Origin of the sequence: Neobacillus sp. FSL H8-0543 (genome assembly GCF_038592905.1) — a bacterium.
Lineage (GTDB): Bacteria > Bacillota > Bacilli > Bacillales > Cytobacillaceae > Neobacillus.
The window spans coordinates 2,120,643-2,134,495 of the sequence record NZ_CP151943.1 but is presented as its reverse complement, the minus strand read 5'-3'; the positions used below and the strand labels follow the sequence as shown (position 1 = coordinate 2,134,495).

The following is a 13,853-nucleotide window of genomic DNA, read 5'->3' as shown; positions in this document are numbered from 1 at the left end:
AGGTTAATGGAAATTGAAAAGGGGATCAATACTCCAACAAGCAAAAATGTAAATAAACTAGAGAGAAATTTTAACTTGGCGACGACAATTATGATGAGTGCAGGGCTTGTTATCGGGGTTGGGCTATTTACTGTATCAACGAATGCAGTAGGATTTCTTGGACCAATGTTATTAGGTGGAAATTTTGTCGCCTTGGTTATCGCCCTTTTGACATCTCTGGTATATGCCGAGTTAGCAGCCATGTTTCCTTTTTCTGGAGGAAGTTATGCTTATGCCTATGAATCTTGGGGAAAATTGGGTCCATTCTTCGGATTTATTATTGCAACGGCCATTCTTGCTGGATACTTTGCTGTTGGAGCTGAAGCTTTAGCTTTTGCCAACTATTTATTAAGCACACTTGATTATCTGGGAATTTGGAATGTAATGGTCTCCGGTGAAGCTCCTTATACAGTAACGGCTATCATTGCTTCCATATTAATCCTTATTTATACCGTTATAAACTGGCATAAAACAAAAGATGTAGCCATTTCTCAAAAAGTAATCATGTTAACAATGTGGGGAGCTGCATTTGTTTCGATTCTCTTTGTATCCTTTGGATCTCTAGAGCCAAGTAACTATCATCCCTTTATCCCTGAGTGGTTTGATAGCAGTACATTTGTAATGGCTGTAACTCTTATTTGGTGGGCGTATGCAGGGCAGGAAGTGATTGGAACGATGGCAGAGGAAGTCAAGTTCCCAACCATAACAATTCCACGCGCATTAATCCTTGTTCCATTTGTCGTATTTTCCATTACTACGACTATGCAATGGGTAGTTGTTGGTATTTTGCCGGATGTCACCATCTTAAGAGATGCAGGTGCGCCGTTTGCGCTTGCATTGCAAACAGCTGGTGTAGGAACCTTAGTATTTTTGCTATTTATGATTGCGGAATTTATGGGTAACTTTTCAACCGTTAACCCTCTATTAACAGGTTCATCACGAATCTATTATGCATTAGGGAGAAATGGATATCTTCCTAAGGTATTTGGAAAGCTTTCAACTCGAAAAACACCAGGCTTGGCCGTATGGGTTGCAGGTATAGGGGCAATCTTATTATTGGTTACAAATAACTTACTTTTCATTGCACAATATACTGCATTTATGTTTTTGTTTCTTTATGGATTTATGTCCATTACTCACATCGTGGCTCGATATACAAGACCTGAAGTAAAAAGGCCCTTTAAGACTCCGTTAGGACCTGTCTTACCCTTACTCGTTTTAGGTTTTACCATCTGGATGATGACGAGTCTTCCTTTGAATGTCATTATTGGAAGTGTTGTATGGCTAGGGTTAGCTGCGGTCTTTTATTTAATATGGACGAGGTTGCCATATGGGAAAGAAGAGAGAGAAAAATCCGAGCTTTTCGAAACGGCCAAAAAAGAAATCCCAGAGCCAACTGAAGAAGAAAAGAAAGAACTAGATCGAGAGTTTAAAAGTTTTGCAACTAAGTTAGGCATTGTTGTTGCCTTATGTATTGGATTTTATCTTGTTACCTATTTGTTAGGATAACAAAATAAGAATTGCGGGTGATTGAAATCCCATAGACCAGGGACCGCGACTTCATTCTTCTCGGGCAATCAAAAATTTTGCGAATAGTTTTGTGGCACAAAAAAGACCTTAGGCACAACTAGCAATATCCGCTAGTTGTGCCTTTTTGCGGGCAAAGCTTCCGATTTCCCCCCATAATAACCGTCCCCATGGCCATGGCTACATAGCTATTTCTTTCTAATAAACGTACTAGAAAACAGGAAAACCACCCCGCACCGTAGGAAGCAAAAGGATGGTTCACACAAATAATCCACATCGTAAGATTTGGGGCCAGTGGGGCAAGATGAAATGCAGGGAGACTTCATATTTGTTTCATTGAACATTGAGTGATGTGTTAGAAGAATGTCCCCTGTATAGGGGGACATGATTCGACACATTTTCTAATAGAAACTCTCTATTTATCAATGGTTGGGCTGGTTTTAATCAATCGTTTGTGTAGTATCAAAACGTGCTGATTTTTGTGGGTTACTAGTTTTTATAGATAAATATTGAAGATCGTTATCGAAGATTGAGACCTATCATCGACAGGGATTTTTCTATCAAACTGGACTGAGTTCGTTTAATTAAAGGGTTTTGCATATATCTAATCAATCGATTAGTTAGTCTATTTTCCACTAATCAAACGTTTGATTGGATTTGGTGTTTGTGCTGTTGTAGAGGGGTTTTGGTGATTTTTGAGGAGAGAAGTTTGTCGAGTGCAAGTCTTGTAATAACGGGTGAAAAGTGTCTTGGATTCTATGCTTATGGATAACCAGATAAGGTTGAAGAATAGGGGGCCAACTAGCCTAAAATAAACTGGACTCCATAATAATATTTAAGTAATGTCCTTATTTTGTACTGAGTCGGTTTGATAAAAAGCCAAGGCAATGGAGACTTGCCTTGGCACTACCGTATTATTTTTCAAAAACTATTTTACCTGCTGACCTTAAGGCTGCAAGGTTGCCAGCGGTAGTTGTACTTCCTCCGACAATGCCCCCCAGTGAAGCTGCATTTGCTAATCCTGCCGAGGTTGCTACTGCTCCTGCAGCTGTGCCGATTGCTGTCCCAGTTGCAGTTGTGAGGCCGGCGACGGCAGATCCCAGTATTGGAATGGAAGAAGCCACCGCGGTCGAAGTTGCTGCAGCTGCCGTAGTTGCTGCCAAGGCTCCTGCAGACATTAAGGAACTGACTGTAGTTGTTAAAATGGGTGCTAGAAGAATTAGCATCGTAATCATCCTCCAAATATTTATATGATTTTGGTTTAAAAGGTACTTCGTTTCTTTTGAATACTAGGGACTAAAGCCTTTCTGATTTTAAGAAGGTATAAATAGCCCCCCAATGTTCATAATAAGAGTAACAATACTTTTTTCTTTGGCTATCCTTTTGGATAGCTTTTTTTATATTCTTTAATCAGAAGCGACTGTGGAGAATGCCAAAGTATCCGCAAGATAGATAGATTTAGCAAGCACTTCATTCAATTAATTTGGCTTCCGTCCGTTAAGCTATGGATCCCAAATGACTAAAAATCTCATCATTTTTTATCACCTCCTTTCAAGTGTAGTAAATCACCAAAAGTGAATGGCTTACAAATAGAGCTATGTTCAACTAGTATTTCCTTTGTAGTATAGGTTCCTTAGGGCCTGATTTAATGCTTTTGTTGTGCATTCAATCAATTCCTCATGACTTATTTTAGAGGGGTCTGCTGCTTCATGGGTAAATCTAGTTACCGTGTTTGCCACTATTAAAAATGGGCTTGAATTATTGTTATCTTCGGAAGTAATCTCCCCATCTTTTAGAATCTTTAGCATTTGTGATAGAGTCGAGCCAATGAAGTCTCCCAGGCTGACAATAACATTTGGGTTTTTCAAATCAAGTTGTAATTTGGTACTCAATCGTGCAAGTTCTGTGCCCAGAAGGGTTCCAATCATAACCCCAGGGTTATTTTGGATTGATGTTACCACGCTGTCTTTTTTATCTTTACTTAAAGATGTTTTTTTTCTTAATTTTGATGTGTTTTTTCGATTGGAAGAATAGGATTGGCCAGCAATGGTTTTGTTTGGTAAATTGTTATAAACCTTAAGATCATCTAAGTTCAGATCTACCCCTTTTTCTGCTGAAAATTCCTGTACGTCTTCTAGTTTGAGGTGATAACCTTGGGGTGAATATTCAGCTTTTAGCTCGCCCTCACGTATGGCTCGCCTGATTGTTTCTGGTGACACACGTAACGCATAAGCAACGGCTGCAGGTGAGAGGATTACTGTGAGCATATAGCACCACCTCCTGAGACTTTTCTCCATCTACACTAAAGTCATTTCCATTATTTCTTTTCTTAAACGTGTGCACACAGATTTTTTTAAAAATGATAGGAGAATATGCACACACACACAATGTATGTGCTTTGAAGTAAGAGATATATATCAGAAATGTTTGGGAACCAAGGGGCCAGTTCTGGTGGCTTTTTTCTCATGTTTTATCAAACTTTTTGTGATTAGTTAAAGGAATGTCGCTATCTATCGGGGGTGTCATATTTCGACGCATTTTCTAATAGAAACTCTTTATTTATCAGTGGTGAGTGTAGTTTTAATCAATCGTTTGTGTAGTATCAAAACGTGCTAGTTTTTGTAGGTTAAGAGTTTTTATAAATTAATATTGAAGAAGTTTATCGAAGATTGTGGCCTATCATCGACAGAAAATTTTCTAACGAACTGGGCTGTGTTCGTTTAAATAAAGGGTTTTGGACGTATTTATTCAAACGATTAGTTAGTATATTCTCCGCTAATCAAACGTTTGATTGGATTTGCTGTTATTGCTGTTATGGAGGGGTTTGAGTGACTTTTGAGGAAAGAAATTTGTCGAGAGGCGATTTTGTAATAATGGGTGAAAAGTAGTTTGGAAATCCGCAGCTAATGGATGACCCATGTAAGCCTTCCAGTCGAAGAACAGGGGATTTCAACTAGTCTGTGTCACCAGTGGTTAGTGCAAAACCCCTTAACTTCGACTACTTTCATTTCATCCGCTCAGGCAGATTCTGAATCGATTGGACGACGACATCGAGTTTTGATTCAATTCGATGCAGCAAGTAGAGCGTCACAACGATTGGGAATCCGACTTCACTAATGAAGGGAATGATTTGCTCCATATGTTTTTCTCCTTTCTTCTAGTGTAGAAAGAGACCGGCTTCATCACTGAATCCGGTCTCTGACCCTATTAAACTAGTTCATAATCGGTTACGTTACGTTCGATGACTCGTGCTCCTTTGGCGGTGACGAATTTACCGCCAGATGTGAAGAATACTTCAGCTGCGATAATCGCTTCCATCGCTTGTTTAACGACAGCTTCCTCAATCGGTTCCTTCGGGTTATCCACTGTAAGTCTAGCGTTGTTCCCACCCTCGGTCACAAACTGCAATTCTAGTGTTTTTGCCATTGTTTTCACCTCCTATCATTTGAGATTTCTTCTACCATTACGCCAAAAGATCTAAGCTGTCCATACGTTGCGCGCCGCTAAGTTCGTCGGCGGACAAACTTACGACTGCCTGTGTAACCTGGTAAAGCTGATCCGCTGTTACTGCTTTGTTGACGTTGCCAAAGGTCTTGGCTTTTAGGATTGGCTTGCCATCTTCATCAATCCCTGCCTGGAAAACCAAACGCAACTTCGACTCTGCTAAAAGTGTTTCTGCCATTTCAATCACCTCCTTTCACCTTCTATATACATAAAAGTAGGTGAAAAGGACAGGTTGGGAGAAAAAATAGTTTAGAGGGGGATCAGGGGTGGCCAGGGTGACGGTTCTGGTGGCCTCTTTCTTATAGTGAAAGAGAACGGTTTGAGGAATTAAGCACTGTGTTCTGGCACCTTACGGTGCCAGAACACATACTATTTCTTCTTACTACTACTCCTTGCATACATAACTTTCATCCAAATCGTAAGATTTGGGTTACTAGACCAGGAACATTCTGTTGGTAATTTGAATATGTAGCTTTACTCTAGTACTTGAGATTTCAGGGTAAGAATGCGTCTCCACACAGTACAGATTTCGACGTATTTTCATAATAGAAATCCTTTGTTTATCGGTGATTGGGGTGGATTTAACCAAACGTTTGATTAGTATTAAAACGTGTCGGCTTTTGAAGGTTACTAGTTTTTATAAATAAATATTGAAGATAGTTAGCGAAGGTTGAGGCCTATCATCGACAGAAAATTTTCTAACAAACTGGCTGTGTCGTTTAAATAAAAGGGTTTGCATGTATTTAATCAAACGATTAGTTAGTGGAATTTTTGCTAATCAAACGTTTGATTGGTTTTGCTGTTTTTGCTGGTATAGAGGGGTTTGGGTGACTTTTGAGGAGAGAAGTTTGTCGAGAGGCGGCTTTGTAATAATGGGTGAAAAGGGGCGTGAGGGAAAAACAAAAAATGAGGTATGGCCTATCGGCTATACCTCATTTTAACGTGATCCTATCGAATTACTGTGCTACTGTTGTTTCCAGTACTTTTGCATTTTTTCTTGGTTGTGCCGGGAATTGGCCAAGTCTTCTGGCTGCATGGTAGCCTTCGTGTACGGCTTGGATTATTTTCCGTGGTGCATTGGTGTCTCCGACCGTGAGGATCTCGACTTCCTCACAGGTTTCGCGCAATGCTTCGGTTAACCCTTTTCTTGATTTTAGACCTAGGGCACAAACCACGGCATCAGCTGTGTAGAGAACCGTTTCGTCATTCGTTGTGCAATTAATATAGGTTCCGGTCATTTTGTTAATTTTATGATTCGTTTTGATTGAGATTTCAAGCTCAGCCATTTTCGCATTGAGCACCCATCTGCTATAAATTGGCATTTCTTGTGCCGCTTCAGAAAGTTGGTCAACAATTGTGACCTTCTTGCCTTTTTCAGCGAGGAACATCGCTACTTCACAGCCGCAAAGTCCGGCACCACAAACGATGATTTCTTCGCCTTCAGGAATCTTGCCGTCGAGCACTTCAAGCGGATCGCCAATCGTTTCATCTTCAGCACCATCGATGTTCGGCTTGAAGGTAGATGCACCGGTTGCGACAATAACGGAATCGAAGCCGCGTCTCTGAATCAGTTCGGCGGTTACTTCCACGCCTGTTTCGATTTTTGCTCCACTGTTTTGGACCATTCGAATCATATAGTTGGTATATTCACGGAAGTCGGTCTTGAAATCTGGTAGGGCGACATAATAAAGCGTACCGCCAAGACGAAGATCTTTTTCAAATAATGTTACGTCATGACCAGCCTCCACAGCGGTTAAAACGGCCTGCATACCAGCAGGTCCTGAACCGACCACGGCTACTTTCTTTTTATAGATGGCCGGTGTTACGGTTGTAAAGCTTTCAAATTCCTTGCCTGCTTCAGGGTTAACGGCACAGGAAATGCCTTTGCTCTTCATCACCTCTCCGAGACATTCGTTGCACCGTAGGCAGCGACGGATGTTTTCCGGTTTTCCAGCGGTGATTTTCGCCGGGTAGTCTGGGTCAGCGATGATTTGGCGACCAATTGCGATAAAGTCTGCATTTCCTTTTTCCAATGTGTCTTCGGCCATTTCTGGTGAGATACTACCGACAGCGATAACAGGAATGGTTACATGTTTTTTGATCCCTTCTGCCAGCGGCAGTAGGGTTCCTCTTGGTGTGTAGTTCGGTTGAACCCACATGGAGGTGGCGATGCCATCGGTCAAATTTTTCCCAGCAGCTGTTGTTTTTCCAGCCATTACATCGTTGTATTTGTGTAAGCGGGAGTCCCATGTTCCAGCAGAAACGTGGATCGCATCAGCGCCGGCTTCCTCTGCCCACTTTGCAAATGTACAAGCCTCATTCAATGTGATGCCATTTGGAACATCTTCATCAGCAGATAGTCTGTAAATTAAAGTGAAATCTTCTCCTGCATGTTCTTTTATCGAGCGAATCGTTTCGAGTGCGAAGCGAGCGCGGTTTTCTAAACTACCGCCATATTCGTCTGTTCTTCTGTTTGTGTAACCGGATAAAAATTGCAACGGCATGTATCCATGTGCACCATGAAGTTCGACTGCATCAAACCCGCACTGTCTTGCTCGTTGCGCTGCTAACCCATATTTTTCAATTAATGATTTGATTTCCTCGATTGTCATTTCTCGAGGTGTGTCATTTGGAAGTTGGAAGGTTCCAACACCGGATGGAGAAATTGGTTGCTGTCCTGTTACCGACTCACTTGCAAAGCATCCGCCGTGCGCAAGCTGTAACGCTACCTTTGCGCCACCTGAGTGGACGGCATGTGGAATTCGGCTTAATCCTGGCATAAATGCGCTATTGGTAATTTCAATTTCGCCCGGAATGACCCGTCCTTGAGGTTCTGGACAACATACTTCAGTAATAATGAGGCCGACGCCACCATTTGCTCTTCGTGCATAGTAGTTAACAATTACATCTGAAACGGTTCCATCTGCAGCTGCAAGATTTGTCCCCATTCCCGGCATGATCATTCTGTTTTTTAATTCCATTTTTCCGATTCTACCAGGTTGTGTAAGTCTTTTAAAGTCCATTAAAAATCCCACTCCTTTTAACATAATCGGTGTATCTGACTATTATGTTAAAACATTCACAAACTAAAAGGAATGAAAACATTGGGTCCTCTTTTTGTTCAATTGAACAAAGGCAAGCTATAAAAATGGATAGGGCGGTTTTACAATATTTTGGTAGTAAATAAGAGTTTTTTATCTAAGAGCGGATTATTCCTAAGTCCAGTAGCATTAATGATAGATTCATATGTAGGCGAACCGCTGGATTATCAAAATCATCTTCGATTACGTGGCGAATTTTATTGAGCCGGTAATTAATCGTATTTCTGTGCAGGAACATGGCCTTCGCCGTATCGGCGGAATTCTGGTTATTTTTAAAAAAATATCGTAATGTTTTGATGTATTCTGTTCCGTCTTCCTGGTCGACTTTCACTAAAGTAGCGAGTGAAGGGCATGTAAAGGTGTCATACCCTCTCAACTGGTTAGTCTTGACAAGTAAATCATAGACAACTATTTCACTGTATAAATAAAGTGATTTATTGAGTGATTCCGATAATAATTGAGTTGTTTGAACCGTACTTTTGGCTTGGGAATAGCTTTTGCTCACTTCTGTTAGGGTATGAAAAGCCATTCCGGCATAGCCAATTGTCTTGTTTTCGACCATTATTTTCTCAATGCTTTTCATGTGATGGAATGGTGCTTCGTCCGTTACTTCAAAGCCGATGATAAAAAAAGCATACTCACCTTGGAGGATGTCGACACAAAATGGATAATGGGCGAGGAGACGTTCCCTCAGTTTTGTGACGATTGACCCAAGCATGCGCATTTTCTGTTTGGACTGCACACAGAGGACGAAATAGGTTTGCTCTATTTTCCAGCCAACCGATTGGACTCGGTTTCGAGCCATTCTTTCATTATTCATTTTCCCATCGAGCAGGTCGCTGATTAGTTCAGATTCCATTAACCCAATGGCCTTTAGTACGGCATCCTGTTCTTTGAACTTAATTCCAATTATTTCTGCGACCATCTGTAAAACATAGAGGTCGCGGGCGGAAATCTTTTTATTCACTTCAACTAGTGCAATATACCCTTTGATTTTCATGCCTGCTTTTATCACGGCTACTGCTCTTTGGGTAAAGGGAGAAAAATCATCGCTGTCGACAAATAATGGATGTCTGTTTTTCTTTAGGCGTTCCCAGAAATGATTATGGTCCGTCATTTTCACAATTTGCGACGGGCAATACGTGTTGTTGACGATGGTTGACCAGATAAAATCATCGACATTGTTACTTTTTGAATAAGTCATCACTTTATAGCTCTCATCGGTAATAATCATTGGGTTTCCTAGCACCTTATATGCATAGCTCTCGATTTCACTAACTTCGGCATCTTGCGAAAGTAAATCGGCAAGATGCAGATAATGGTGGTTGATCAACTGCTCCCGGTAATTATTGTCTTGATGAATAAGATCTATACAAGTAAGATATAGTTTCTCTGGTTGAATATCTGAGTCAATGATGATTATCGTACAGTCCGGTAGGAGGTGTTTCAGTGCCTCGACTTCTTCGATCGCTGCGGTTTGAACGGTTCCGGGGAGAATCAAAAATACTTCAGGCAGAAGCAGGGGGATTGCACTTTTAATGTGATCGACAAATGTAGATAGCAGAATAATCTCGGCATGACCTGACAGCAAGGCAGAGTTACCTTCATGATTGCATAATAAATAATCCATTCCTAAACCGACTGTAGAGATGGAAAGACCGTGAATATCCATATTCGATACAACCGAATACCCCCAACCGGATTGACCAAGAAAATCTTCTAAAAACATCAACACATACCCTCCCTAAACTGGTTATACTCCCATTTTGAACCTTACAAAAATAAAAGACCAACGACAAAGCTGTGAACATGTGGGAGACAGGGGGACGTTTAGTATCAGGGGTTTTGGGGTTTTTGCTGTTATTGAGGGGTTTGGTTGATTTAGGGGGTGTGAGGGTTGTCGGGGGGCAGATTTGTAATAACGAGTAAAAAGTGTTTCGAAAGGTCTTATTAATGCAACACACTTTGACGGTACTAAGCTTCATCAAGCTTTCGAAATGAAGCAGAAGAACCGTCCCCTTGCTTCTCTTGGAAGTTCGAACCGTTCGGACAAGTGGATTGTGCTATGGCTTTTTTGAGATAGTCTGTCAGTCTGGATTATTCATTGTCCTTCTTGTAGTATAGGAATATGCTTTCTTACAACAAGATTTAGGAGGACAAGTTTTGTATAAATTAATTGCCATAGATATTGATGGAACGCTGATGAATGATCGGAAAGAAATTACAAAAGAAGTAAATGACGCCATTCAAGCTGCTAAAGCAAAAGGAGTGAAGGTGGTCATCTGTACTGGAAGGCCAATCGTCGGTGTTCAATCGATTATTGAGGAATTGAAATTAAATGATGAAGATGACTATGTGATTACCTTTAATGGTGCTCTTGTGCAAAATACGTACACCAAGGATGTAGAATCGCAAATTACCTTAACCTATGAAAACTTAAAGGAACTATACGAATTAAGCCAAATGATCGATTCACCGTTCCAGTTCTTTGATACAGAAAATCTTTATACGCCGAATCGAGAGATAAGCCGATATACCATTCATGAAGCCCATATCAATCAAATTCCTATCCATTATCGGCCAATTGATGAAGTATCAAAGGACATGCTTATTCCGAAAGTCATGTTTATTGATGAACCAGAACGTTTGAATCAAAACATTGCAAACATCCCTGAATCATTCTGGGAAAAATATACGTTCGTTAAAAGTACTCCGTTCTTTTTAGAAATCCTTGACCCCAGTGTCAGCAAGGGAAATGCAGTAAGACTACTAGCCGAAAAACTTTCGATTAAACAGGAAGAGGTCATCTGCATCGGGGATGGCGAAAATGATTTAAGTATGATTGAGTATGCTGGCTGTGGAGTTGCCATGGCTAATGCAGAATCCGTTGTAAAAGAAGCGGCTCAGTTCCATACATTATCCAATAATGAAAATGGCGTCGCCTATGCGATCGAAAAATTAATACTAAATCATTGAATTTGATGCGATGGAATTTTGGGGGAGGGTGCGGCCGAGCATAGGTCGGATTGAAGCACGGGGACGGTTCTTATGCTTCATTTCTTGAAGGACGAGAACCGTTTGATAATCCTTAAAGATTGGTGCTTTGGGGCTTCCTTTTTTTATCGAGGTTTTGTGTATCTGCCACCAAAATCATCATTCTATCTGCTTGACAAATTTCTACCCATTTTCAAAAAGAATCCCTTTATTTATCTTGAGTGTCTGTGTTTTACACAAACGTTTGTTTAGTATCAAAACGTGTTGATTTTTGAAGGTTACTAGTTTTTATAGATATTCATTGAAGATATTTATCGAAGATTCGGACCTATCATCGACAGGATTTTTCGGTCAAACTGGGCTGTGTTCGTTTAATTAAAGGGTTTTGGATGTATCTAATCAATCGATTAGTTAGTGAAATTTTGACTAATTAAACGTTTAATTGGATTGGCTGTTTTTGCAGTGATAAAGGGATTTTGGTGATTTTTGATGTAAGAGGTTTGTCGAGAGGCGGATTTGTAATAATGGGAAAAAAGCGGTTGGGCTTTATTAGAGTTTAGCGTTTACAGCTCTATTGATAGGGAGAGCTGCTGATCGATTCTCAAAAATTACATAGTCATATCATCTCTCAGAAAATTTCGTAAGGGGAGCAGAGGGAAGGTTAGGCCAATGTGAATAAAGAAAAAAGGAAATATTTGAGTTTATTGGAGCTCAGACATCGACAGGATTTGCGATTGCTGTTATGTCACCGGGGAGTTATTGGTCGGAGGTCCTTAACGGACGTGTTAGGAGAATATGATTCTGAAAGAGGTTTCTCAAAGTATTTCACACTTTTGGGAGACCTCTTTTTTGAAACTTTAGGAATGTGCATCCTGCAGATCAAGTTGTTTTGTATCTATTCCAAAGATTTTCTCTAGTTTTAGTAGCAAATAAGCGTTGGTTAATGAATATTTTCCTACGTTAGTAAAGAAGTTTTCACCAGTTATTTCATGGATTTTTTCTAGTCTGTAACGTAGGGAACTCGTATGTAAGAAAAGACTTTTGGCAGCCTCTTGCAAAGTATCAACTTTAAGACAGGTTTCGAGAGTTTCAATCAAGTAAGATTTATATTTTTTATCATATTTTTCTAGTGGTGAGATAATCTTTGACCGAATTAGTTTATGCTCCTCTGTATTCAGCATGCCCATGATCATTTGGATATTAAAATAGTCATCAATGAGATAAATATTCCTTTCTGGGTAAATTTCTTTACCGAGAAGGATGGATCTCTTTGATAATTTTAAGGCATTCGCAATCTGGATAAGTGTATTTTCTTTAGGGCTGCATCCGATTTTAAAACCAGTGGGGATGTCTATAATTTTGTATAAATTGATCAAGAACTCTTTAAATGAAGGAATACTATGAAATACTCCTTGCTTGTTAAATGTAAGAATCAAGATATATCCGTCACTAACGTCTGTGATCAAAAAGTTAGTAACGTAATATTTTACAAATAGAGAGATTTTTTTCTGTAAATAATTCGAGTTCAAAATATTTGGGTTTTGTTTTGATGGAGCAGAGGGTTCAATGAAAAGTACATAATAATATTCTTCAGGATCAAGTCCCATCAGGTTCAACTTACCCCTAATCATATCTTCGGATAATGTAGTATTATAAAAGATTTCATTCGCTAGCTGAATTTGGAATTTTGCTTCACTTTCTTTCTTGAGGACATCTTCTAGTAGTTTAATAGAAAGGAAGGAAGTGAACTGCTTGACGTTCATCATTACATTAAAATCGCTTGTATTTAATTGTTGCACGACGAAATATCCTAAGATTTTATTATAGGCGATACACGGGAAAACAATGAAATCTCTATCTGCACTGATGATATAGTTCTCTCCAGAATTAACCGTCTGCCAGATCATTTCTGGATTTTTGTTCAATAGTTCAATATATTCTATAAGTACTTCCAAATTTTTAGTGTGTTGCTGAATAGACTGTTTCAGCATTTCCCCTGTTTGTGAAAAGCAAAAACAATTCCGGGACAGTTGTTTTCCTATTTTTTGCAGAAGAATTCCTAAATCTTCCCCCTTCAAAATAGATGTATAAAAGTCCTCATATTGATTGTTTAAGGTTTTGATTGTTTCAAATTGTTCACTAATGATAAGAGTATTGACATCAGAAATGATCGTCCTGAATGGGATATCCTTATCAATTAGAAATAATGGCGTCTTGTATTGATCAGCTATTTTTATCAAAGAGTCTGGTATTTCCTTCAAAAAGCGATTCACTTTAATAGCAATGCCAGATATATTCTTTTGTATCAGTTTAAGTAGAACTTCTTCCATTTTACAAGGATCACTCGCACTGGTTGAAAAAGTTGTCAAGACTAAAAGATCTTCCCCCAACGGTTTGTCTGCAAAATCATCTACTTCCATTATGGTAATGTATCGTACCACTCGACTTTGTCCATTTTTTCCAGCAATCAAATGAATTGAATTACTTAGAGTTCCTAAAGTATCCAGATCTTTAATACATATAGCCATGCTCTTAACTCCTCTATGTATCTACTATGTAGATAGTATTTATCCTACTTTTGGAGGAAAATTAGTGCTTTTTTTTCGTATTTTCTAGTAAAGACGTAGTCTTTGTGAAGAATTATACTAAATATGTAGAACGCTTTCAAGTCATACAGAAGGAGGTTTG

The 13,853-nt window shown here is 39.6% G+C and carries 10 protein-coding genes; 2 read left to right on the top strand and 8 right to left on the bottom strand.

The annotated features are described in order from the left end of the window. Positions 1 to 6: 6 nt before the first annotated feature. Positions 7 to 1,548 carry an APC family permease gene (locus NSS81_RS10500; protein ID WP_342433445.1) on the top strand — a complete coding sequence of 514 codons (1,542 nt, stop codon included), beginning with the start codon at positions 7 to 9 and terminating at the stop codon, positions 1,546 to 1,548. A gap of 932 nt (positions 1,549 to 2,480) precedes the next feature. Here NSS81_RS10500 and NSS81_RS10495 read toward each other — a convergent pair. The 7 genes from NSS81_RS10495 to NSS81_RS10465 form a co-directional block, all read right to left on the bottom strand. Further along, the gene (locus tag NSS81_RS10495; RefSeq protein WP_342433444.1) at positions 2,481 to 2,792 is read right to left on the bottom strand and encodes a hypothetical protein; all 312 of its coding nucleotides are present in this window, start codon (positions 2,790 to 2,792) and stop codon (positions 2,481 to 2,483) included. A 375-nt stretch (positions 2,793 to 3,167) separates the two neighbouring features. Further along, positions 3,168 to 3,833 (bottom strand): hypothetical protein, encoded by a 666-nt coding sequence (locus NSS81_RS10490; protein ID WP_342433443.1) that lies wholly within the window; start codon positions 3,831 to 3,833, stop codon positions 3,168 to 3,170. Between the two features lie 737 nt (positions 3,834 to 4,570). Then, positions 4,571 to 4,705 (bottom strand): YvrJ family protein, encoded by a 135-nt coding sequence (locus tag NSS81_RS10485; RefSeq protein ID WP_342433416.1) that lies wholly within the window; start codon positions 4,703 to 4,705, stop codon positions 4,571 to 4,573. Between the two features lie 68 nt (positions 4,706 to 4,773). Continuing rightward, entirely contained in the window at positions 4,774 to 4,992 is a 219-nt protein-coding gene (locus NSS81_RS10480) for a DUF2922 domain-containing protein (protein ID WP_342433415.1), read from the bottom strand. Positions 4,993 to 5,029: 37 nt separating this feature from the next. Further along, positions 5,030 to 5,248 (bottom strand): DUF1659 domain-containing protein, encoded by a 219-nt coding sequence (locus tag NSS81_RS10475; RefSeq protein ID WP_342433442.1) that lies wholly within the window; start codon positions 5,246 to 5,248, stop codon positions 5,030 to 5,032. Positions 5,249 to 6,026: 778 nt separating this feature from the next. Continuing rightward, a complete protein-coding gene (locus tag NSS81_RS10470) occupies positions 6,027 to 8,093 on the bottom strand; it encodes an FAD-dependent oxidoreductase (RefSeq protein ID WP_342433441.1) in 2,067 nt (688 codons plus the stop codon). Positions 8,094 to 8,268: 175 nt separating this feature from the next. Then, positions 8,269 to 9,900 (bottom strand): helix-turn-helix domain-containing protein, encoded by a 1,632-nt coding sequence (locus NSS81_RS10465; RefSeq protein WP_342433992.1) that lies wholly within the window; start codon positions 9,898 to 9,900, stop codon positions 8,269 to 8,271. A 434-nt stretch (positions 9,901 to 10,334) separates the two neighbouring features. On the opposite strand from NSS81_RS10465, the gene yidA reads away from it, so the two are divergent. Beyond that, positions 10,335 to 11,147 (top strand): sugar-phosphatase, encoded by an 813-nt coding sequence (gene yidA / locus NSS81_RS10460; RefSeq protein ID WP_342433440.1) that lies wholly within the window; start codon positions 10,335 to 10,337, stop codon positions 11,145 to 11,147. A gap of 875 nt (positions 11,148 to 12,022) precedes the next feature. Here the strand turns inward: yidA and NSS81_RS10455 are convergent. Continuing rightward, positions 12,023 to 13,693 carry a PucR family transcriptional regulator ligand-binding domain-containing protein gene (locus tag NSS81_RS10455; protein WP_342433439.1) on the bottom strand — a complete coding sequence of 557 codons (1,671 nt, stop codon included), beginning with the start codon at positions 13,691 to 13,693 and terminating at the stop codon, positions 12,023 to 12,025. Between the last annotated feature and the right edge of the window lie 160 nt (positions 13,694 to 13,853).